General features: G+C 68.2%; 23 protein-coding genes. 8 read left to right on the plus strand and 15 right to left on the minus strand.

The annotated features are described in order from the left end of the window. Window positions 1–37 precede the first annotated feature (37 nt). The gene (locus LUX31_RS17210; protein ID WP_235475666.1) at window positions 38–286 is read left to right on the plus strand and encodes a hypothetical protein; all 249 of its coding nucleotides are present in this window, start codon (window positions 38–40) and stop codon (window positions 284–286) included. Between the two features lie 228 nt (window positions 287–514). Continuing rightward, window positions 515–652, plus strand: coding sequence for a hypothetical protein (locus tag LUX31_RS17215; RefSeq protein ID WP_235475667.1), 138 nt, complete (start codon window positions 515–517; stop codon window positions 650–652). Between the two features lie 23 nt (window positions 653–675). On the opposite strand, the gene LUX31_RS17220 is transcribed toward LUX31_RS17215, so the two are convergent. Beyond that, complete coding sequence (locus LUX31_RS17220) at window positions 676–879, minus strand: DUF397 domain-containing protein (protein WP_235475668.1); 204 nt, start codon at window positions 877–879, stop codon at window positions 676–678. 8 nt (window positions 880–887) lie between these two features. Continuing rightward, window positions 888–1739 (minus strand): helix-turn-helix domain-containing protein, encoded by an 852-nt coding sequence (locus tag LUX31_RS17225; protein ID WP_235475669.1) that lies wholly within the window; start codon window positions 1737–1739, stop codon window positions 888–890. A 235-nt stretch (window positions 1740–1974) separates the two neighbouring features. Between LUX31_RS17225 and LUX31_RS17230 the strand changes: the two genes are divergently transcribed. Next, entirely contained in the window at window positions 1975–2418 is a 444-nt protein-coding gene (locus tag LUX31_RS17230) for an ATP-binding protein (protein ID WP_235475670.1), read from the plus strand. Between the two features lie 19 nt (window positions 2419–2437). On the opposite strand, the gene LUX31_RS17235 is transcribed toward LUX31_RS17230, so the two are convergent. The 6 genes from LUX31_RS17235 to LUX31_RS17260 all read right to left on the minus strand — a co-directional run bounded on the left by LUX31_RS17235 (window position 2438) and on the right by LUX31_RS17260 (window position 7594). Continuing rightward, window positions 2438–3115, minus strand: coding sequence for a hypothetical protein (locus LUX31_RS17235; protein ID WP_235475671.1), 678 nt, complete (start codon window positions 3113–3115; stop codon window positions 2438–2440). Between the two features lie 41 nt (window positions 3116–3156). Next, the gene (locus LUX31_RS17240; protein WP_235475672.1) at window positions 3157–3750 is read right to left on the minus strand and encodes a hypothetical protein; all 594 of its coding nucleotides are present in this window, start codon (window positions 3748–3750) and stop codon (window positions 3157–3159) included. Further along, on the minus strand, window positions 3747–4385 hold the full coding sequence (locus LUX31_RS17245) for a hypothetical protein (protein WP_235475673.1): 639 nt from the start codon (window positions 4383–4385) through the stop codon (window positions 3747–3749). The genes LUX31_RS17240 and LUX31_RS17245 overlap by 4 nt, the downstream gene beginning before the upstream one ends. Then, the gene (locus LUX31_RS17250) at window positions 4382–5221 is read right to left on the minus strand and encodes a hypothetical protein (protein ID WP_235475674.1); all 840 of its coding nucleotides are present in this window, start codon (window positions 5219–5221) and stop codon (window positions 4382–4384) included. Before LUX31_RS17250 ends, LUX31_RS17245 begins: the two co-directional genes overlap by 4 nt. Window positions 5222–5744: 523 nt before the next feature. After that, the gene (locus tag LUX31_RS17255) at window positions 5745–7244 is read right to left on the minus strand and encodes a putative T7SS-secreted protein (RefSeq protein ID WP_235475675.1); all 1500 of its coding nucleotides are present in this window, start codon (window positions 7242–7244) and stop codon (window positions 5745–5747) included. Between the two features lie 26 nt (window positions 7245–7270). Beyond that, the gene (locus LUX31_RS17260) at window positions 7271–7594 is read right to left on the minus strand and encodes a hypothetical protein (protein ID WP_235475676.1); all 324 of its coding nucleotides are present in this window, start codon (window positions 7592–7594) and stop codon (window positions 7271–7273) included. 644 nt (window positions 7595–8238) lie between these two features. On the opposite strand from LUX31_RS17260, the gene LUX31_RS17265 reads away from it, so the two are divergent. After that, window positions 8239–8463 (plus strand): hypothetical protein, encoded by a 225-nt coding sequence (locus LUX31_RS17265; RefSeq protein ID WP_235475677.1) that lies wholly within the window; start codon window positions 8239–8241, stop codon window positions 8461–8463. A 105-nt stretch (window positions 8464–8568) separates the two neighbouring features. Here LUX31_RS17265 and LUX31_RS17270 read toward each other — a convergent pair whose 3' ends face one another. Next, entirely contained in the window at window positions 8569–8868 is a 300-nt protein-coding gene (locus LUX31_RS17270; protein WP_235475678.1) for a WXG100 family type VII secretion target, read from the minus strand. Between the two features lie 279 nt (window positions 8869–9147). Between LUX31_RS17270 and LUX31_RS17275 the strand changes: the two genes are divergently transcribed. Next, entirely contained in the window at window positions 9148–13716 is a 4569-nt protein-coding gene (locus tag LUX31_RS17275) for an FtsK/SpoIIIE domain-containing protein (protein WP_235475679.1), read from the plus strand. Window positions 13717–13909: 193 nt separating this feature from the next. On the opposite strand, the gene LUX31_RS17280 is transcribed toward LUX31_RS17275, so the two are convergent. Next, complete coding sequence (locus LUX31_RS17280; protein ID WP_235475680.1) at window positions 13910–15589, minus strand: serine/threonine-protein kinase; 1680 nt, start codon at window positions 15587–15589, stop codon at window positions 13910–13912. Window positions 15590–15643: 54 nt separating this feature from the next. Further along, the gene (locus LUX31_RS17285) at window positions 15644–16492 is read right to left on the minus strand and encodes a menaquinone biosynthetic enzyme MqnA/MqnD family protein (RefSeq protein ID WP_235475681.1); all 849 of its coding nucleotides are present in this window, start codon (window positions 16490–16492) and stop codon (window positions 15644–15646) included. A gap of 300 nt (window positions 16493–16792) precedes the next feature. On the opposite strand from LUX31_RS17285, the gene LUX31_RS17290 reads away from it, so the two are divergent. Together LUX31_RS17290 and LUX31_RS17295 are read left to right on the plus strand one after the other, a co-directional pair. Continuing rightward, window positions 16793–16996 (plus strand): cold-shock protein, encoded by a 204-nt coding sequence (locus LUX31_RS17290; protein ID WP_148009945.1) that lies wholly within the window; start codon window positions 16793–16795, stop codon window positions 16994–16996. Window positions 16997–17197: 201 nt separating this feature from the next. Then, window positions 17198–17857 carry a class I SAM-dependent methyltransferase gene (locus LUX31_RS17295; RefSeq protein WP_235475682.1) on the plus strand — a complete coding sequence of 220 codons (660 nt, stop codon included), beginning with the start codon at window positions 17198–17200 and terminating at the stop codon, window positions 17855–17857. A gap of 16 nt (window positions 17858–17873) precedes the next feature. On the opposite strand, the gene LUX31_RS17300 is transcribed toward LUX31_RS17295, so the two are convergent. Continuing rightward, complete coding sequence (locus tag LUX31_RS17300) at window positions 17874–18632, minus strand: DsbA family protein (RefSeq protein WP_443046058.1); 759 nt, start codon at window positions 18630–18632, stop codon at window positions 17874–17876. Window positions 18633–18727: 95 nt separating this feature from the next. Then, window positions 18728–20509 (minus strand): 3-oxosteroid 1-dehydrogenase, encoded by a 1782-nt coding sequence (gene kstD / locus LUX31_RS17305; protein WP_268828168.1) that lies wholly within the window; start codon window positions 20507–20509, stop codon window positions 18728–18730. Between the two features lie 102 nt (window positions 20510–20611). Between kstD and LUX31_RS17310 the strand changes: the two genes are divergently transcribed. Then, a complete protein-coding gene (locus LUX31_RS17310; RefSeq protein ID WP_235475683.1) occupies window positions 20612–21169 on the plus strand; it encodes a YciI family protein in 558 nt (185 codons plus the stop codon). A gap of 63 nt (window positions 21170–21232) precedes the next feature. Here LUX31_RS17310 and LUX31_RS17315 read toward each other — a convergent pair whose 3' ends face one another. Then, window positions 21233–21700 carry a hypothetical protein gene (locus LUX31_RS17315; RefSeq protein ID WP_235475684.1) on the minus strand — a complete coding sequence of 156 codons (468 nt, stop codon included), beginning with the start codon at window positions 21698–21700 and terminating at the stop codon, window positions 21233–21235. A gap of 14 nt (window positions 21701–21714) precedes the next feature. Next, entirely contained in the window at window positions 21715–22047 is a 333-nt protein-coding gene (locus LUX31_RS17320) for a plasmid mobilization protein (protein ID WP_235475685.1), read from the minus strand. Between the last annotated feature and the right edge of the window lie 21 nt (window positions 22048–22068).

Here is a 22068-nt window from a genome sequence, read left to right on the forward strand (position 1 = left end):
TCGACGCAGTGATGGCCAACTACCGCTGGAGACAGGAATGAGCGAGTTCTGGCCCATCATCGACATCGAGTACGTCGATGCCTATCCGTGGGTCATTCTTCCGCCGCGCGGCGGGCCCTTGGCCCCGATGGAGGAGTGGGACGACATCCAGGCGTGGTGCCACGAAAGAGCCGAAGACCTGTGGCTGGACCGCGAGCTCGACCCCGGTCCCAACGGCGTGGACTTCGTCGGCACCACCCTCACCCGCTGCGCCGAATCCTTCTGCCCACCCGGTTCGGAGCACTGACTCTCCCTCCACCTCGACCACCCCACCGACCTCCCGATCCCCGTCTGCGCGGCCATCGGGCCGGCGCAATGCCCCCGCGAGGAGACTCTTCGGGCGCTGACCCTGGCGGACGACCCGGATGCGGTCGAACCTCCGGTCGTCAAGCGCTTCAAGGCGGAGCGGCTGGGGGAAGGCCTGACGACCTTCCGGTACGTCCCCCAGGACGACTCGCCGCATCTGCTTGCCTGTGTGCGGTACGCGTGGCAGGTCGAGGAGCACGGAGCCGACGTCGTGATGTGGACCGCGACCGAGGACATCCCCCGTCTCATGAGCGCCTCCGAGGACCTGGAGAACCTCGCGCACTCCCTGGCGATCTGGATTCCCTGATCTGAGACGCCACAGCGTCGCGGTCAGGCAGCCGCGCGTGAAATGTCGGCCTTGAGTGCCCCGACGAACGCTGTGAAGGCTCCGAGCGGGACGGTGAGTGTGGCGTAGGCCGGGGCTTTTGAATCGCGTATGGCCACCTGCGTGCGCAGAGGGGCTATCTCCACGCAGTTGTTGCCGTCGGCACCGCCGGAGTAAGACGACTTCTGCCAGATGTCTGGGGTGGTCACAGCGCGCCTCACAGTTCCTTCGCCAGCCTGTGGATGAAGTCACGCGAACCTGCCGGTTCGAGTGACACAGCCTCCACCTTACGGAAGAGCGTTCGAAAGGCAGCGAGTTGGGCATCGGAGTCGATGAAGGCCGTGCCGTGAGCCGTGTCGCGAAGTGCGGTGTCCAGTTTGGGTACGACGCCACCCGCGTACGTCATCGTGCTCCAGGCTCCGCCGAAGTCGTCCAGGTCGAAGGGGATGACGCGCACGGTGATGTGGTCCGCCTCGGAGAGTTCCAGGATGCTGGTGAGCTGGGCGCGCGCGGTGACCCGGTCGCCGACCCTGATGCGCAGAGCAGCCTCATGGATCACAGCTTCGTACGGGACGGGGCTGGGGCCCGTGATGACCGCCTTGCGCTCCATGCGGTGACTGACGCGCAACGCGAGGTCGTTGTCGGGGAGTTCGGGTACACGGTACGAGAAGACGCCGCGAGCGTAGGCCTCCGTCTGAAAGAGGCCAGGGACATGCAGGAACTCGATGTCGAAGCGGTACGTGGCGTGGTGTTCCAGCTCGGCGATGTCCAGGAACGAGACCGGTAGCAGGCCCTGGTATTTCTCCCACCAACCACGCGTCCGGTCGGTCGCCATCGCCACCAGCGCCTCCGTCAACTCCTCGTCGGTACAGACGTAGTTGGCGGCAAGGCGGCGCACGGTGTCCTCGCTCATACCCACGACCCCGGACTCGATCTGACTCAACCGCGCCGAGTCCGTCCCCAAGGCCGCAGCGGCCTCGCGCCCCTTGAGTCCCGCGGCCTCGCGCAGTTTCTGCAGCTCAGCACCGAGGCGCATCTGACGCGCGGTGGGTTGCCGCCTCCTTGCCATGGGCCTCTCCTCGTTTCAACGGCTTTGGACGGTGGCCTCGTTCGAGGGCAGATTACGACAACGAGTTGCGTGAGACCAATTTTGGTCTCTACTGTCAGTGACGCAACGCACACCCTGCGGACCCGGGACCTCCGGAAGCGCACCACTCCGTCCTGCCACGACGGCTGCGGCACTGCCACCGCCCGACACCCGCCGACCTCACCTCAACTCCCCTCCCCACAAACGGAGTTCACGCATGCCCGAACTCGAAGGAATCGCCACCCCCACCGCGAACGAAACCTGGGAGTACGTCCTCCACATCCCCCACGACCTCCGCGCCGTCACAGTCTGCCGCCGTACCGTCCGCCTCGTCCTCACGATGCACGGCCTGATCCGCCTCACCGACGTCGCCGAGCTCCTCGCGACGGAACTGGTCAGCAACGCCGTACGCCACACCAAGGGCCCCGTCGCCCTCCGCCTGCACATGCGGGACGGCTTCCTGCGGGTCGGAGCGTGGGACGCCGACCCCGAACCGCCCGAACCGCCGCCCTCGGCAGGGGAGTTGACGCAGCTCACGCACCTGGAGGAGGGGCGCGGTCTGGCCCTGGTCAGTTCCTGCGCCGACCTGTGGGGCTGGCAGCCGCTGAGCAGGAGCGGCATCAAGGGCAAATACGTGTGGGGCGACCTCGTCGCAGCGTGACGTGCTGATCGCAGACGCGTCAGCCCCGCCCGCCCCCGGCGTCGTACTCGCGGTCCCATCGGCTCTGCCGTACGCCACCCCACGTACCCATCACCACGGCCGCCACGATGAGATACGCGAGCAGCATCCCGTATGAGGTCGTGTCCACGTCCTCGACCGGGCTCGCGACGCCCTCGGGGTCGTACCGGACGCGCAGGGTGTCCCCCTCCGACACCCACTCTCCGCAGCCGTCTCCCTCCGACAGCGAGGGCGAGATCTCCTGCCCGCCGGGCGCCCGCATCGTGCACTGGTCGGTCTTGCCCTCGTCCTTGTGCACGACCACGGCTTCGGTCCACCGGCCGCGGTCCGCCAGAGCGGCCTGATCGCCCGCCAGTTTGCCGAGCACGCCCAGTACCACCCCCGCGATCACGGGCACGAGAAACTGCCACGCGACCTTTCGCCGCTTGCGCGGAACCCCGCGCAGCCACAGCACGGGGACCAGGACCGTCGCGAGCGGCAGCACGATCCAGGCCAGTAGCAGTGCCGCAGCGCCCAAGGGGTTCGGCAGAGGTGCTGCGGGGACGAGCCAAGCCAGTCCTGCGGAGCCGCCGGCGCACGCAAGGCTGCAGAGCGACCAGCGGATCATCGCGATCCGTCGCCAGGAAACCTCCTCCCCGGGCCCTGGCTGTACCTCGGTCCGCGACATGTTCGCTGTCATGTTCTCCCCCTGTATGTGGAACAGACCCATCGACGGTCCGTTCAGAACGCCACAGACAGCGTCTTGACCATGTCGGCTGCGGCCTGCTCCATCTCGTCGGCGATTCCCGGCACGGTCCAGGACATGAGGAAGACCACCGCGCTCTCGGCACCGGTCGGCAGCACTCCGTACATGAGCGTCTCCAGCAGGATGCCGGGGCCGCCGGGTGAGGCGCCGCCCGCGGCGAAGTTCTGCCGGATGCGGACAGCGGGCCCGATGGGCAATTCCGTACGGGTGATCAGTGGCGGCCCGAAGTCGTGGGCGCTGAAGGTCTCGGCCAGCCAGTCCAGGGTGATCCGGGGTACGGAGGCGTCAGGGTGGATGAGGTCGATCTCCAGGGTGGCCAACGCGTTGTCGAAGCCGTCGGGGTAGAGGGCGAAGGCGTAGAAGGGGTCGCGTCGTCGGCTGTCCTCGGCCTGCCTTCGGAGATCCTTCTCCAGCACCTTCGCGTCGATCTCGTGTCCCGCTGCCCTGCTCCGCTCCCGAAGATCGGCAGCCGTACTCCTGGCCCAGTGCTTGACGTTGTCGGTCGGCTCGATCGCGAGCTCCACCCAGTCCGTGGGGCAGACGATTCCGCATTCCCGTAGCTCACTCATGCCGCGTCCGTCCAACTGAGAGATCCGGCGACCGCGTCGAAGAGGTCAACCATGGCATCGGCGATCTGGACCAGTGGAGTGGAGAAGGTGAGGAGCAGGATCGCCTCGGCTCTCGGTACCTGCACCTGATAGTCCAGCGTTACGGACGGCAGCGCGTAGTCGGCTTCCTTCTGCGCCTCTGCCGCCGGGCGGTCACGGGCCGGATCGAATTCTTCGCGGACTCGAAGCGCCGGTCCTACGGGAAGTTCGACGACCGACATCTCCCGGCCGATCTTCTCCTCAGCGGCCAGTCGAGCGGCGATGTCATCCAAAGCCGGGAGTCGCCCGCCCTGAGGCGGAAGACCCAAGGCGACCAGCAATGAAGCCGGAACAGTGAACTGGCCTGCTTGCTGGAGGCTGAGATAGAGCTCGATGCCGCCTTCCTCGAAGGCCCTGGTCGCCTGCCCCGTCATTTCCTGTCGGAGCTGTGCCTTGAGCTGAGGAGCGTTGTCGATGCCCTTGAACTGTCTCTCCACCAGGGCATCGACAGACTGCCGACGTCTGTCCGGCTCGATATCAACCCGGAACCAGCCTTCCGGCAGAAGCAGTTGGTAGTCCGCAGGTGGTCCGAGTTCGCTCTGAGGCGTCAAGGTCATGACGTCTCCGATACACAGGGACGATCCTGGGTGAGGCGGCTGGCGAGTTGGTGTGCGACGGCCGGGCCCCACACGGCGACAATGGTCAGGGCGGAAAGGACTCCCGCGGCTTGACCAGGCGCTCTGTCGGAGAAAAGGCCGGCCAAGAGGAGCGCACTGAACATCGGGAGCACAATCACCTCGCCGCCACCGATCACCGACTCGTTCCAACTGGTCGCCCTGCGAGCAGCCTTGCTGTCGATCGGCGCCATCTTCCTGGCATCGCCCGCGAGTTCATGTGCTCGGTACCAGAGTTCCGGAGTGCCCGTGCGCCGCCCCACGTTTCCCGCAGGCTTGAACTTCTCCTCGGACACAGGGAGTTCGAGGGCCGCCACAAGCTCGGACCAGCGCCGTTCACCGTCCGGACCCGCGAACCAGTACCGCCATGGCAACAGCGCGCGCGCTTGGCCGGCACCGTCCCGCAGCTCAACGCCCAAGTGGGCGCCCGTCTTCGGATGTGTCAGCCGCACCAGCCGGGCGATGCCATGGGCCCCACGCCGCGCATACCATCGCTCCTCGCCCAAGGTGTTGGTCAGCACCACATCGCCGGGCAGTACCCGCACGGCCGCAGTCTCCAGGAACCGACGAGTAGCACCGGCGCCCGGTTCAGGTGAAGGTGTGATGACGACGGCATCGGCGAGCCGCGCGTCGCCTCGCTTGCGCCACCAGGCGAGAGCACGCACGACGACATCACTGGCAGGCAGGAGAAAAAGGGCCGCCGCCGCGACGACGAGGCCCCAACTGCCGGTGCCTTCCAGCGTAAACGAGACGACCAGAGCGATGAGCCAGCCGAACATGCCGATCCCTCGGGCCCAGCCGTTCCACAACGGCAGATCGACTTCGCTCGCCGAGTCGTAGCGCCCGCCTCCGGGGCTTCCTATCACTTCTCGGCCCCAGGGCTTCGCGCTCTCCGACAGGGGAATTCCGAGACGGTCGGACAGTTGCTTGATTCCGGTACGGCTGAGGCAGTCCTGTGGACTCAGATCCGCCGTCCCCGTGGATGCCGCCTCGGGTAGCCACTGCGCGAGGGGAACCCGAAGTACATAGCGTCCCTCAGCGTCCTGGAAGACGACAACGCCCCAACGTGCCGTGGGCCACTTCGTGGTGGTTTCCCAGATGTCAGCCGGCGGAAAGAAGACGGCTTGCCGGATTCCACCGTCGCCGACCGGGTAGCGGCGCTCGCGTCCGCGCCGATTCCGTACGACCAGGTTGTTTCCGTCGGCGAAGACACGCGCGTTGCGCACGACGTCGAGGCCGGGGGCTCTCATGCCCTTGGGCCGTAGCACCGGCTCTCGGGGCGCCGTCGTGCTCTTCGACTGCTCAGCCATCACTTGTGGCCCACGCATCCTTGATCCCGGTTGCCGACCAAACACCGTCATCCAGTCCGTCGATGCCGAGACGGTCACCGACCCAGCCCGTAATTTCGCCCTTGTCCATTGCGTCTGTGGCCGAGGCTATACCAGTCGAACCAAACCAGATTCGCGTCTGCGTCTTGAAGACATCAGACAGACTCGAAACCCCGTCGCTGGACCGCAAGGACTGGCCGATATCGTCAATCCCTCTGCTCAGGGAGTCAAGTCCCGCATCGCCCAACTTGGGACGCATACCGCGATTCCACGCCTCGGTCCAGGTATTCCCCTTGAAGAGATCTCCAGCATCCTTGAACGCCTTGAGATCCTTGAAACTGTCGACCATTTCCTTGCCGATAGCCTTGGGGCTGAACGCCTCGGCCAACCGCCCCGCGCCCGGGAACCATCCCTTGGGAGCATTGGCGATCGCTTCCGCACCCGCCTTGCCGCGCAAAGCGCCGCCGCTCAGCCGGTTGGCTTCCTTCCACGCCCGTTGAACTGCTTTGTTGTACGCGGCAGTCCCCCGCTTCGCGGTCACCCCCGCCATAGCGTTTCGGAACGCAGCCGAGCGAGCGACGCCCTTCGCTCCCGCCGCGGCTCCCCGCGCCCCGGCGATGGCCCCCCGGCCGATGCCGAATGTGGCCAGCCCCACGACATCCAGCGCGACGTCGAACCAACTCCCCTCTCCCGCAAGGGCTAGCACGATGTGGCCAACCAGGGAGATAACTGTGGCGATCAGTGCGATCGTGCCGAGAACTGCCGCAAGCGCCTGCCCAACAATGGGAATCCATCCCACCACAAGGGACAGAGTTCCACAGATGGTCGCCACCCAGCCAAGAACGTCGACCAACTGCTTGATCCAGCCGGCATTGTCGTGCACCCAGTCCTTGAACTTGTCCCAGGTGCCGTCCTTCAGACCGTCATTGTCGATCGCGGTCCGAATGGCCTCACGCGCACGCTTGACCGCGGCATCGCGGACATCCTTGGCCGCTTCGAGATCTCTCTTCGCCCGCTCCATCGCCGAAGTCGCCGCCTCCTGGCGCTTCTCCAGCTTCTTGCGGTCGGGGTCGTCGTCCGCCGTGTCCTTGGGCAGCCCGTCGATCGCGCCGGTGTTCGCCTTCTGATCTGCGTCCGCGTCCTGGGCGTCACGAAGGGCCTTGTCCGCCATGGTCTGTGCGCGATGCAGCTCCGAGGCGTACTCCTTCGAGGAGCCGCCTTCCATCACCTTCTCACCGAGAGCGTCCGCCGCCGCGTCGTACCGCTTGAAAGCCTTCCGCAGCTTCCCTTCGGCCTCTTCGGCCTGCCCACGGAACTCGTCGGCCGCTTTGCCCGTCCAGGCAGCGACAGACGAAAGCGCCTTGATCTCGTCCGCCTGCTTCTTGATCGCTTCTGCGGTCCTACGGAAGTCGCGGCCAAGGCTGGCGACTTGCTCCGGATCGCCGGGGAGCGGATCCGACGACTCCCCGATCACCGTCCACTCATCAGTCCGAGGGCGCGTCACTTCGCACCCCCGCTACCGCTCTTACCCTGCTTGTCCGTGCCGCGGAGTGCCTCTGCGAGCTGGTGATCGATGTCCTCGTAGGCCTGGGCCGCAGTGGAAAGAATCTTCGAGAGCTTCTCGATCTCGTCCGTGAGTCGCTCTCGATGGATCTTCCAGTTGTCGCCGAAGTCATCGAAGGTCTCGACCAGACTCCGATCGCCGATCACATCGACACCGAGACCGTCAGCCGGATTCGCGTTCCGGGTGAACTCCCGGTGGATCTTGGAGAGTGATCGTGCGCTCTCCTTGATGCGCGTGACATCGGCAGTCTGGTCCGACATGGTTCCCCCTGTTGAGAAGCCTCGCGGAGCGCGACCGGAGCCGACTTCCCGCGTCCTCCATGGCTGCGTTGCGTGCGTCTCTCAGCCATCCATATGAGCAGGATCTTACGGGTGGGACTGTTGGTTCCCAGGCCTGCGCGACAGCAGGATCGTGGCGGTGGGCAGCCCGTCCACGTCGGCAAGGAGACCCCGCAACGTGACATCCAGAGGCAAGCAGCGCCTGCTTACGGACCGCCTCGGCATCCACGCCGAAGCAGCCGATTGGTGCTGGATCGACAAGATCCCGCGCCCGCCGACGGATGTGCTCCAGGCCGCCCCCAACCCCCGCCTCCGCCCCGCCGGATTGCCCCCATTGGGCATGGTCGGAGCGGTGCTCGGTGCGCCGTTCATACTCCTCGTCATGCTACTGAGCTTGCTGTCCGACGCGGAGGAAGCCGTCAAGCGGGCCCTGGGCTCGAAGGAGGAGAAGGAGCGGCGGCGGGCCAGGAAGAAGGACTGTGAGCGTCGGGACGCCCTCATCGTCCAGCAATGCCTCGACAAGGTCTTCGACGGGGACTGGGGCGCCAACGCCGGGCAGTTCCTGCTGCGTTGGTACGGCCTCCACCCACCACCAGCGACTGCTGCTCACCACCGAGGACGGGATCGTGCTGGCGGCTCCGCCGCAGCGGGTCAGCGTGGGGCGGGAGAAGCACATGGAGATCGTCGCCCGACTGGCCGCCGACGAAGCGACGCTCGTCGACCCGTTCTCCGGTGAGTTCGAGACGAGGCTGCTGCTGATCCGTTTTCGGGACGGGTCCTGGCTGCGGGTCGAGACGGAAGAACTCCGCAGCGAACTCCACATGCACGTGCTCCGGCAGCCCCTCAGCTGACGGGAGCAGGAACACGGCCGGGCGCCGGCCCGGTGCGTACAGCAACGCTGCCGCACCAGGACGGCGCCTCGCGGGACGTGCCCCTGAACCGCGCTTCGGCTACTGCTACTTCTTCGCCGACTTCGCCAGTTCCTCGTCGATCTGCTCGAACTTGTCCGCGGCCATGGTCAGGTAGTCGCCCATGCCGTCCAGACCGTCCAGCGTGTCCTTGGCGCCGCGCGTGAACTCCTCGAAGTTCTCGTCGAAGGCCTTCGACGAGCTCTTCGTGACGTAGCCGGACTCGACCAGGTTCGCGATGTACTTGCGCAGGCCGTCCAGCTTCTCCTGGAGCCTTTCCTTCTCCTTCACGACATGCTTGGCAGCATCCCGCATGTCCTGATATGTGACATCAAGGTCCTTGGCCATGAAGCCGCTCCCTCGTGAAAGTGCCGCAGGGCCAACCCCCGTGGCTTCCCTGTTCCAACTGGCTGAGGCAGCAGCTTACGGGTGTGGCACGAGTGGAGACATCTCGGTTCTGGAACAAGACTGTTCAACACCGTTCCGTCACCGATTCACCATAGGGAAGAGCCAGGGAAGAGCCCAGTCCCTACCCGTTGCCCTTCTGTCATACCGAGCGGATATCGTCACTCCCTACGGTGGCCGGCGTTGCGGAAGCGGCCACGGGGGCCGTTGGGGAGGACAACCGTGCGCCTGACTCTGACCGTCGTCGATCCGTTCGGCGGGGGTACCGCCGACGTCGTGCTCGACGCGGATCCCGAGTCCACCGTCGGGGACATCGCACAGGAACTGGCCAAACAGGTCGGTCACAGCGGTGCCCAGATCATTCCGCTCGGGCATCACGGACAGGTGCCCGCCAACAACTCCCCACTTGTGTATGTCGATGGGTACGCCGTCGATCCGGCCGCCAACGTCGTCGGGTCGCCCCTGCGCGAAGGTGCCGTCGTCAGCCTGCAGGATCCGGCCGGGTGTCTGCCCGGGGAGCCGACCGGGCTCGTCGAGCTGCGGGTCGTCGGCGGGCCCGTCGCCGGGTTCGTGCACCGGCTCGGGGTCGGGCGGTACGACATCGGCAGCGGGCCCGCCTCGTACATCAGGATCGACGATCCCGAGGTCGACGCCCGTGCCCTCACGTTGTCAGTTGCAACCGATGGCACCTGCCAAGTCGCCGTCCACGGGGACAAGGAAAGCGTCACTCTCGACGGCAAGGCGATCGCCGACGTCGAAGGCGACTCCTGGCCCCTCGGCGGACAGATCGCCATCGGCAACTCCCTCGTCGAACTCGCCCGCTACACCCCGCCCAACGCCGCCCTCAAGTGGTCCGAGGACGGCGTCGGACTCGACTACAACCGGCCGCCCCGCCTTCGCGCCCCCGACCGGCAGACCAAGTTCCGGCTGCCGTCGCCGCCGCGTGACTTCGAGGCCCGGCCGCTGCCCTGGCTGATGGCACTCACGCCGCTCGTCGGGGCGATCGTGGCCGTGGCCATCTTCGGGCGCTGGTACTACCTGATCATGGCGGGCCTCAGCCCGATCATGCTCTTCGCCAACTACTTCATGGACAAGAAGCACGGGCGCAAGTCCCATGCCAAGCAGGTCAAGGAGTACAAGGAGCAGAAGGAGCGGATCGAGAAGGACGCTCAGGACGCCCTTGTGGCTGAGAGGCAGGACCGGCGGCATGCCATCCCTGACCCGGCCACCGTCCTCTCCCTCGGCACCGGGCCCCGTACGCGGCTGTGGGAGCGGCGGCGTACCGATCGCGACCATCTGCTGCTGCGGGTCGGTACCGGGCAGATGCCGTCCGAGGTCGTGCTCGACGACCCGGAGCAGGACGACCACCGGCGTCAGGTGACCTGGAAGATCGAGGATGCGCCTGTTGCCTTGTCGCTCAGGTCGCTGGGTGTTATTGGCATGGCCGGGCCCGGCGATTCGGCGCGCGCCCTCGGGCGGTGGGCCATCGCCCAGACCGCGGCCCTCCAAAGCCCCATGGACGTCCAGTTCTATGTGCTGAGCGAGAGTACGGCGCAGGAGAGCTGGGACTGGGTCCGCTGGCTGCCGCACACCAGGCCGTCCGGCGGGCAGGACGTCAACGTCCTCATCGGGACGGACGCGGAGACCGTCGGCGCGCGCATCGGCGAGCTGACGCAGATCCTCGACGCGCGCAAGAAGGCCCTGGAGCAGAACAAGCGGCAGCGGGCGTCGTTCAGCGACCCGGACATCGTTGTGGTGTGGGACGGGTCCCGGCGGCTGCGGTCGCTGCCCGGCGTCGTGAAGCTGCTGCGCGAGGGGCCGGACGTGGCGATGTACGCCCTCTGCCTCGACGCCGAGGAACGGTTCCTGCCCGGTGAGTGCCAGGCCTTCGTCGTAGCGGAGCCCAAGGCCGAGGAGTACGCCGACCAGGCACACCAGGCCCAGTCTCAACCGCAGGCTGTCGCGGGCGGGTTCCCCTCCTTCCACGCCTGGCACAACACCGGCAGCGAGCCCGATCAGCGTGCCCGGGCCGACAAGCTGCGGCTGCGCGTCGAGGAGGAGAGCGCGGAGCGACTGGCCGACGTACGGCCCGACTTCGTCTCCGCCGCCTGGTGTCTGCGCCTGGCCCGGTCCCTGTCCGCCCTCCGCGACATCAGCGGCGAGACCGAGGACTCGGCGCTGCCCGGGTCGAGTCGGCTGCTCGACGTGCTTCAGCTGGAGCCGCCTACGCCCGACGCGATCTCCGCGCGCTGGCGGATGGGCGGGCAGTCGACGATGGCGGTCATCGGGGAGTCGTACGACGGGCCCTTCGGCATCGATATTCGGAAAGACGGGCCGCACGGGCTCATCGCGGGTACGACCGGTTCGGGTAAGTCGGAGCTGCTGCAGACCATCGTGGCCGCGCTGGCCGTCGCCAACACCCCCGAGAACATGACGTTCGTGCTCGTGGACTACAAGGGTGGCGCCGCGTTCAAGGACTGTGTGCATCTCCCGCACACCGTCGGCATGGTGACCGACCTCGACGCCCACCTCGTCGAGCGCGCCCTGGAGTCGCTGGGCGCCGAGTTGCACCGCCGCGAGCACATCCTGGCCGCCGCCGACGCCAAGGACATCGAGGACTACCAGGATCTCGTGCGTCGGGATCCGTCGTCCCACGCTCCCGTCCCCCGACTCCTCATCGTCATCGACGAGTTCGCGTCGATGGTGCGTGACCTGCCCGACTTCGTCACCGGGCTCGTCAACATCGCCCAGCGAGGCCGTTCCCTCGGTATTCACCTGCTCCTCGCGACTCAGCGGCCCTCCGGTGTCGTGTCCCCCGAGATCCGCGCCAACACCAACCTCCGTATCGCGCTGCGGGTGACCGATGGTGGTGAGTCGTCGGACGTCATCGACTCGCCCGAGGCCGGGCACATCTCCAAGAACACCCCCGGTCGCGCGTACGTCCGACTCGGCCACGCCTCCCTCGTCCCGTTCCAGTCCGGACGTGTCGGCGGACGCCGCCCCGGAGCGGCCGACCCGGCGGTGCTCATGCCCTGGTCGGGGCCGCTGGCCTGGGATGATCTCGGGCGAGCCGCGCTGAAGAAGCCCAAGGTCGAGGCGCGGGAGGAAGAGGAGATCACCGACCTCAAGGTGCTCGTCGACGCCGTACGCGACGCCAACCGGTCGCTCGGTATCCCGCCCCAGCACAGCCCCTGGCTGCCCGCGCTCTCCGAGACGCTGCTGCTCGACGAGATCGAGGTCCCGGCCTTCGCCGACCACGGCACGGGCAAGCTCGCGCCCGTCCCGTACGGCATCGAGGACCTGCCGGCCGCCCAGGCGCGCCGCCCGGTCGTCGTCGACTTCTCCACCTTCGGCCATCTGATGATCGGCGGCGCCCCGCGCAGCGGACGCTCGCAGATCCTCCGTACGATCGCGGCCTCGCTGGCCCGCACCCACTCCACCGCCGACGTCCACCTGTACGGCATCGACTGCGGCAACGGCGCGCTCAACGCGCTGAGCCGGCTGCCGCACTGCGGGGCTGTCGTCAGCCGTAACCAGACCGAGCGGGTGATTCGGCTGGTCAACCGGCTGAAGGGTGAAATGGCGCGCCGCCAGGACCTGTTGGCGGAGAAGGGGTTCGCGGACATCGGTGAGCAGCGGGCCGCGTCGGCGGAGGAGGAGCGTCTGCCGCACATCGTGGTGTTGCTGGACCGGTGGGAGGGCTGGGTGCCCACCCTCGGCGAGGTCGACCACGGGTCGCTGACCGACGAGTTGACGACGATGATGCGTGAGGGTGCGAGCGTCGGTATCCATCTCGTCCTGACCGGTGACCGCACGCTGCTGGTCGGCCGGATCGCGACTCTCACGGAGGACAAGTACGGGCTGCGGCTCGCCGACCGCAGCGACTTCTCGACGCTCGGTATCCCGCACCGCAAGGTTCCGGAGGAGATTCCGCCGGGCCGTGGCTACAAGAACGAGTCCGGTATCGAGACCCAGTTCGCGCTGCTGTCGGAGGACACGACCGGGCAGGGGCAGGCGGCGGCGATCACGGCGATCGGCGAAGCCGCGGCTGCCCGGGACGCCCAAGTCCCGCGCTCCCGGCGGCCGTTCCGCGTCGACAGCCTGCCGTCGCGGATCTCGTTCGCGGACGCGTGGGGCATGCGCGACCCGGAGACGTCAGGCTCCCGCCTGTGGGGCCTCGTGGGCATCGGCGGCGACGACATCACGGGCTTCGGGCCCGATCTCGCGGCGGGCGTACCGACGTTCGTCATCGCGGGGCCTGCGAAATCGGGCCGCTCGACGGTGCTGATGAACTTCGCGCAGTCGTATCTGTCGCAGGGTGTACGTCTGGTCATCGCCGCGCCGCGTCAGTCGCCGCTCCGTCAACTGGACGGCATGGATGGGGTGTTGAAGATGTACACCGGCGACGACATCGACGAGGACGACTTCGAGGAGATCATCGACCAGGCGTCGCTGGAGGAGCCGATCGTGGTCCTCATCGACGACGGGGAGATCCTGGAGGACTGCGACGCGGCGAGCCAGATGAAGAAGATCGTGTCGCGGGGGGCGGAGCGGGGGCTCGGGCTGGTCATCGCTGGTGACGAGGAGGACGTCTGCAGCGGGTTCAGTGGCTGGCAGGTCGATGCGAAGAAGGGGCGGCGGGGGATTCTGCTGTCTCCGCAGGAGTCGTCGAGTGGGGATCTGATCGGGGTGCGCATCAACCGGAGCATGGTGGGTGGGCAGGTCGCGCCGGGTAAGGGGATGTTGCATCTGGGGGATGGGGAGTTGCGTACGGTCGTCATCCCTGGGTGAGGTGGGGGGTGCGGGCGGTAAGGGTTTTCGCCCCCGCCCCCCCTACCCGTCCCATCCTCGGGGGCTCCGCCCCCGAACCCCCTTGTCCTCAAACGCCGGACGGGCTGAGTGACTCAGCCCGTCCGGCGTTTGAGGACAAGGCCCGTTCAGGGCCGTAGCGGGGTCTGGGGGCGCAGCCCCCAGGGGACGTCCCCTACTCCACCCGCGACATCCGAGCCACCGGATCCCCCGCCTCCGGGTTGTCCGTCTCGTACTTCAGGTCGTCGCCGACCGGAGTGAGCAGCACCTGGTGTGAACCCGTCGTGCACACGTCCCTGTTCGACTCGTCGGCGATCGACGTGACGACCAGGTGGGTCGGTGTGACCTCCTTGAGGATCAGTTCGTCGTCGCAGATGCCGCCGATCTGGTCGGTCTGCCGGAAGGTGCCCAACTTGGCGCCCACGGCGGCCTGTTGCACCGTCACCCGGAACGTCCCCATCGGCAGCGTGCCGTCGAGCGCGACGGCCGGCCCCTCCCAGGTGCCGACGTAGGACGTGGGGACGGTCATCGTGCCGCTCGCCGGATCCGGCACCGTGCTCGGTGCCGGGCTGCTCTCGGCCTGGCCGGAGTCGCTGTCGGCCGCCGAGTCGGAGCCGCTCACCGAGTGCCCCTTCTTGTCTCCGCCCGGCAGCAGGTCGAACACGAACACCGAACCCACCGTCACCGCCGCCAGCGCGCCCGCCACCGCGAGGGCGACCGTGCAGCTCAGCCTCCGTCCACGCCCGCCGGCCACCGGCACCGAGGCCGCCGCCACGCTCACGGAAACCTTGCCAGGCGTACGGTCGGACGGCTCAGGCTCAGGCACAAGCACAGGCTCCCGTTCCGGCTCCGCGTCCCGAGGCCCCGGCAGGACCTGCCCCGGCATCACCGGCGGCGGCCCGAACTCCCCCAGCCCTCCTGCCCCTCCCGCCGATGACACCTCCGTCTCCGCAACCTCCAGGTTCAGCAACGCCACCGCACCCCTGCTGACCCGCTCCACCACCGCCCCCGGCAGCCACCCACCCGCCACCAGCCGCGCCGCCCCCTCCGGAGCGAGCCGCCGAGCCACCTCACCAGGGGTCGGCCGGGACGCCGGATCCTTCGCCAGGCACCCCTCCACCACCTCCCGCACCTCCCGCAACTCCCCACCCAAGCCGTCGAGTTCGGGCTCCTCGTGCACGACCTTGTACAGCAACGCCGCCGACGAATCGCCAGGGAAGGGAGATCTGCCCGTCGCCGCGTACGCCAGTACCGCGCCCAGCGAAAAGACGTCCGCCGCTCCCTCCACCGGCTTGCCGAGGATCTGTTCCGGGGACATGTAGCCCGGCGAGCCCACCGACACACCCGTCGACGTCAGGGACGCCGTACCGTCCGTCGCCCGCGCGATCCCGAAGTCGATGAGGAGTGGACCGTCGAGAGTCAGGAGGACGTTCGACGGTTTCACATCCCGGTGGACCAGGTTCAGCGCGTGAACAGCCGCGAGCGCCTCGCTCAGCCCCGCGCCCAGTGCCCGTACGGAATCCAGCGGCAGTGGGCCGTCCTCCGTGACCGCCGCCGTCAGCGAGGGGCCGGCCGCGTACGCCGTCGCCACCCACGGCACCGGGGCGTCCGGATCCGCGTCCAGGACGGGAGCCGTCCACGCCCCGCCCACCCGCCGCGCCGCCTCGACCTCGCGGCGGAACCTGGCCCGGAACTCCTCGTCGAGCGCGAAATGCGGGTGCACGATCTTGACCGCGACGGTACGGCCGCCCGCGCTGCGCCCCAGATAGACCCGGCCCATCCCGCCCGCACCGAGCCGCCCCAGCAGCCGGTAGGGCCCCACGACGGCCGACTCACCGACGTCAAGCGGCTGCATGACCCCCACCTCTCCCCCGTACAACACCTCGCGGTACCGCGCGCGACCAGCAGCCTACGGCTCCAGCAACTCCACCTTCACGTCCGACGGGAAGCCCGTCGTCGGGCCCACCCGGCGGGCGAACTCCTGTACGGCCGCCAGCTGCGGGCCGCCGAAGCGGAAGTCGAGGGTCGTGAAGTAGCGTTCCAGGACCGTCGCGTCGAACTCCTCCCAGCGGGCCGCCTGTTCGGCGACCTTGCCGACCTCCTCCAGGGAGAGGTCGCGGGAGGCGAGGAACGCCTCGTGGACCTTCCGGGTGAGGGTCGGTTCACGGTCCAAATACTCTCTCCGCGCAGCCCAGACCGCGAAGACGAACGGCAGGCCCGTCCACTCCTTCCACAGCGCGCCCAGGTCGTGCACCTGGAGGCCGTAGCGCGGGCCGTCGAGGAGGTTGGCGCGCAGGGCCGCGTCCCCGATGAGGACCGCCGCGTCCGCCTCCTGCATCATCAGGCTGAGATCGGGCGGACACGTGTAGTAGTCAGGTTGTACGCCGTACCGCTCGGCAAGGAGCAGCTGGGCCAGGCGTACTGAGGTACGGGACGTCGAGCCGAACGCGACCCGTGCGCCGTCCAGGCGGTCCAGCGGGACCTGGGAGACGATCACGCATGACATCACCGGGCCGTCGCAGCCGACGGCGATGTCAGGGAAGGCGACCAGGTCGTCGGCGTTGCGGAGGAACTCGACGAGCGTGATGGGCCCGATGTCGAGCTCGCCGCGCACCAGCCGCTCGCTGAGCTTCTCGGGGGTGTCCTTGGTCAGCTCGAAGTCGAGGAGCGTGCCCGTTCTCGCGAGCCCCCAGTACAGGGGCAGGCAGTTCAGGAACTGGATGTGGCCGACGCGCGGCCGGGTGCGAGAATTGTCCACATCGCGAGGCTAACGGGCGTGGGGTACGGTGCACCCTCTCGGGGGTTGCCCGTAGGGCTGTCAAGACCGCGCGCCGCCTCTCAAACGTCCGGGTGACGTGATCTTGCCCTCTATTGCATTCGCCTGCCCGAGTGCTAAGCTCACCGCAAGTTGCAGTTTGGTTTCCCTTGCAGTACAGAGCCTGCGGAGCATGTGACCGCGGGCTCTCGTCGTTTTCAGATGAATGCAGTTGTTTACAAGTTTTTGTTTACACCTTGCAGGTTCTGGAGCAGGGCAACCCTTTGGGCCCAAGGAGGGCTTATGGCTACCGGAACCGTGAAGTGGTTCAACGCCGAAAAGGGCTTTGGTTTCATTGCCCAGGAAGGCGGCGGCCCGGACGTCTTCGTCCACTACTCCGCGATCAACGCGAGCGGATTCCGCTCCCTCGAAGAGAACCAGGCGGTTTCCTTCGACGTCACGCAGGGTCCGAAGGGCCCGCAGGCGGAGAACGTCACCCCCCTGTAGGTCTTCGGCTCATCTGAGTCCCCGGCTCATCTGAGCCAGATACTCTGATCCGGAACGTGTGCAGTACCCAAGGAGCTCCGAGCCATCCGGCATCGGAGCTCCTGCCCTTTCCGGCCCTTCCTTCCCCCAGTCCTTCCCCCAGCCCTTGCCCCAGTCCCTCCCCCGGCCGCATTGTCAGTGGGTCCCGCTAACCTCCCGCCCATGACCACTGACACCGACTTCGTCGCCGCGACCCGCGTCTTCTACGACGCCATCGCCGAGGACTACTTCTCCCGCTTCCGTTCCGGGCTCGCCGACCAGCCGCTGGAGCGGGCCGTGCTCGCCGCGTACGCCGAGTTCGTACGGGGTTCAGGGGGCGGTGGTGGACAGGTCGCCGATCTCGGGTGCGGGCCGGGGTGGGTCACCGCGTTCCTCGACTCGCTCGGGCTGTCGGTGTTCGGCCTTGACCTGTCGGAGTCGATGCTCGCGGTGGCCCGGCGGGAGCATCCTGGGCTGCGGTTCGAGCAGGGCTCGATGCTGGAGCTGGACCTCGCGGACGGGGCACTCGCCGGGGTCGTGTCCTGGTACTCGACCATCCACACCCCGGTCGATCGCCTGCCCGCCCTCTTCGCCGAGTTCCGCCGCGTCTTAGCACCGGGCGGGCATCTGCTGCTCGGCTTCCAGGTCGGGGACGAGCCCAAGCACTTCGACCAGCCCTTCGGACGCCCCGTGTCCATGGACTTCCAGCGCCGCCGGCCCGACCGGATCGCCGGACTGCTGACGGCGGCCGGGTTCACCCTCACCTCGCAGACCGTGCGGGAGGCGAACGAGGAGACCGGGGAGTCGTCCCCACAGGCGTTCCTGATGGCCCGCAAACCGTAGGCGTCAGGGGGCCGGCTCAGTAGCCGTAGTCCTCCGGGTCCAGGGGCGGCTGGTAGTCCTTGTACTCCTGCCACTCCCCGGGCCGGTCCTGGATCGCCTGCAGCAGTTCGCCGAAGAGTTTCCCGTCGTACAGCACCCCGCCGATCTCCTCGGGGACCTGGACGTCGTTGATCACGGCGGTGGGCGTGCCCGGGCCCTTGTGCTGCCTCTTCTGCTCCGCCGTGCCGACGCGTTCGTAGGCGTGCTCGGAGGCGGTCACGAAGGAGCGGTACTTCATGGTCCTCACCGCCGATTCGAAGGCCGGGGTGCGCAACCCCTGGACCTGTTCGGCCAGTTCGAGGAGGCGGGCGTCGGTGAAGCCGTCGACCGCCTCCTCGGGCTGGTTGGCGTAGAGCACCTCGTGGTACTCGGCGAACCTGTCGGCGTCCAGGGCGGCCCGGAGCGCGTTGGCCGCCTTCTTCGAGCCGCTGCCGCCGAGTCTGTCGTCGAGGAAGGAGGCCAGGGTGTACTCGGCCTTCACCTCGCGCCGCAGCACGGCCTGCTGGAGTTCCGGGCCGCCGCCGGTCGTCTCCAACTCCTCGCAGTACGGGCAGCGCATGTCCTCGTACAGGTGCACGGTCACGTCGGCGGTCGGGTCGCCGACCGTGACGGTCGTGCCGTTCGCCGCGAGCTTCTCCGGCACCTGCGCCAGGCTGTCGTACGGCTCCGCGTACCGCTGCCCGCACCCCGCGACGAGCGACATGCCCACCACAGCCGCCGCACACACCGCGGCCATCCCCCTGTTTCGCACTTCCTGCCTCCCCAGCAATCAGCATGACCCTAGGTCATGTTCATGCCGAACGCACAGAAATAACGGTGACGGAGCGACGGTCACAGCACCCCCGCCGCCGCCAGTGCCGCCACATACCCGAACGTCATCGCCGGGCCGATCGTCGAGCCCGCGCCCGCGTAGCTGTGGCCCATGACGGCGGCGCTGACGTTGCCGGCGGCGTACAGGCCGGGGATGGGTGTGCCGTCGGCGCGCAGGACCCGTGCGCGGGCGTCGGTGCGCAGGCCGCCCTTCGTTCCGAGGTCGCCGGGGACGATCCGGAAGGCGTAGTACGGGGGCAGCCACAGCGGGGCCAAACAGGAGTTCGGGAGGATGGCCGGGTCCGTGTAGTAGTGGTCGTACGCGCTGTCGCCGCGCCCGAAGTCGGTGTCGTCGCCGTTCAGGGCAAGGGAGTTGAAGCGGCTGACGGTGGTGCGAAGGGCTGCCGGCGGGACGCCTATCGCCGCCGCCAGGGCGTCGAGGGTCCACGCCTTGTACGCGGCACCGGAGTTGTACCAGTCCGCCGGGAGTACGAAGGTCGGGGCGACGTCCTTGAAGAGGTAGCGGTTGCGGTAGTTCTGGTCGACGATCAGCCAGGCCGGGATGTCGGGGTCGGTGGCGTTGCGCTCGTACATGGTGTGGACGACGTCGCTGTAGGGACCGGCCTCGTTGACGAAGCGGGAGCCGGCCGCGTTGACCAACAGGCCGCCGGGGAGGGTGCGTTCGGCGAGGCAGAAGTACGGCTCGTCGGGGAGCGGGATCGCCGGGCCCCACCAGGCGTCGTCCATCAGGGCGAGGGAACCGCCCGCCCGTTCCCCCGCGCGGATTCCGTCGCCGGTGTTCTCCTTCGCACCGACGGTCCACTCCGTACCGATGGGCTGCTGCTGGTACTGGTCGCGCATCGCCGCGTTGTGCTCGAAGCCGCCCGAGCCGACGATCACGCCTCGCCGGGCGCGGAGGAGACCGGGGGTGCCGTTGCGGGTGACGACGGCGCCGGTGACCGTACCGGCTTCCGAGTAGAGGTCGGTGAGGGGGGTGTTGAGCCAGACGGGCACTCCCGCCGAGGCCAGCCCCGCGCGCAGTCCGCCCGCGAGGGCCTGCCCCATGGTGAGCGGTATCTGGCCGAGGAGCGCGGCCCTGGTCCCCCGCGCCAGGCACTCGACAGCCACGGCCGCGCCCTTCGCGCTCACGGCCGACAGGGCCAGCCACTTGTAGTCGGCGCTGAAGACGACCATGCCGGACGGGACGGCGAGGTAGGGCGGGTTGAGGCGGGCGAGTTCGGCGCCGAGGACGTTGCCGTCGAGCTGATCGGGTTCTATGGAACGGCCGTTGGGGAGCCCGCCGGGCAACTCCGGGTAGTAGTCGCTGTATCCCTCCATCCAGCGGAAGCGGAGGGGGCTGTTCGCCATGACGAAGGAGAGCATGGCGGGTCCGTGGGCGAGGAAGGCCTGTTGGCGGGCGGCGGGGATCTCCGGTCCGACGACCGCCGCGAGGTAGGCGGCGGCCTTGGCGGGCGTGTCCGGCACCCCGGCGGCGAGGATCACGGAGTTGTTCGGTATCCAGATCCCGGCACCGGAACGGGCGGCGGACCCACCGAAGGTGGGCGCCTTCTCTACGACGACGCAGGTCAGCCCCTGCTTGGCGGCGGTCAGCGCGGCGGTCATCCCGGCGGCACCGGCGCCGATCACGACGACGTCGTACGTGCCGAGGAGGGGCGGGGCGTCGGCATGGGCGGCCGTGCCGCCCGCCCCGACCGCAACACCCGCCACTGCGGCGGCGCCTGCCAACACGCCTCGTCTGGAAGGGAGTTGGGTATGTCTTGCGGAGTCCGATTCTGGGTTCATGGGGCGGGAATGTCCTGCTTGGGTCTTGTGAAGTCAAGGCCCATGCCTGACTGACGGTGAAAACCGCTCGACCGCGTCTCCCCATGGAGAGATCCTCGGCGCATGGAGTTCCTCTGCTACCACCGCGACCGTCCCGACTCTCTGGCCCTGCGCTACGAACTGCTCGAAGACCACTGGTCCTACATGGACGGGTACGCGAAGGAGATGATCGCCCGGGGCCCGACCCTCGCCGCCGACGGCGAGACACCCACCGGCAGCGTCCACATCCTCGACCTGCCCGACCCCGCCACGGCCCGCGCGTTCGCCTTCGACGAGCCGGGCTACCAGGCCGGCGTCTACCGGGACGTGCTGCTGCGCCGGTGGCGCAACACGCTGGGCCGCACGATATGGGAGTTCCCGGGCGGCCCGACCGACGGCAACCGGTACCTCGTACTCGGCCTCGGCCGCGACACGAGCCAGGCGGCCGACCTCACCCCACCGGCCGACCGGGACGACCTGATCGCTTACGGTCCGCTGCTCTCCGACGACGGCGCGACCTGGCTGGGCACGGCGGCGCTGCTCCGGGCCCCGGATGCGGAGACGGCACGCGCCGTCCTCCTGACGCCGGACCGGTACGCCGACGTCGAGGTGCACGACTGGCAGTTCGGTGGGCGGTCGTGACGTCGCGTCACCTTGGTAGGATGTGACGGGGACCAGTTGCCTTTGCGGGGGCACGCTTCGCGATCACACGCGTTCGACGTGGACATCTCTGGGGTTGAGTACGCCCAGGTAGGCCTCGATGTCCTCCGGGTCACTGGTGAAGATCACCGCACTGCCGTGCTTGACGGCGGACAGCGCAACCCAGGCGTCCACCGCGTCCGGTCTCTTCTTGGCGGGGAGCCGCGCCTCGCCCAGCGCCGCACCGACACGGCGCCAGTCGGTGAGGTCAGGGCCGATCGCGCAGGCCATGCACTCGGGCTGACCGGCCCTGGCCGCACGCATGGACGGTTCGGAGGCGCGAGCCCCCGGCACGGTGCAGTCCTTCAGAACGCCGGCCAGGGCATGAATGACCGCCGAACGGGGGCGCCAGACCTGGGCCAGGACCGGACCGAGGATGAGTGCACGATGGGGCGTGACCCTGAGACCGCTGTGCAGGGCGACGGCCTTCGCCTTGCGGTCCGCGAGGGCGATGAGCATTCCGGTGTCGTACACCGGCACCCTTACCGTCACGCCGCGTGCCCGGAGCGGGCGGTCTTGCGGTCTTCGCCGTAGACGAGATTCAGCGCGACTTCGACATCCCTACGTTCCTGTTCGGTCAGTTCCGGGGCGGCGTCGTCCTGCTCGGCCGACAGCGCCGCCGCTTCGGCTTCCGCGCGGGCGATGAGAGCGTCGACTCCGGAGAACTGCTCCTCTATGGCCTCGGTCTCCGCCATCTGACGCGTCGCGGCGTGCACGAGGTACGCCGAGACATCCAGCCCCGCCCGCTCCGCGTGCCGCCTGATGCGATCGGCCTGCTCCTGCTCAAGGCTGATGCTGATCCTGGTTCTGGTCCTAGGCATGAAGCCAGTGTATGACGCGTA

The organism is Streptomyces sp. GQFP, from assembly GCF_021545335.1.
Lineage (GTDB): Bacteria > Actinomycetota > Actinomycetes > Streptomycetales > Streptomycetaceae > Streptomyces.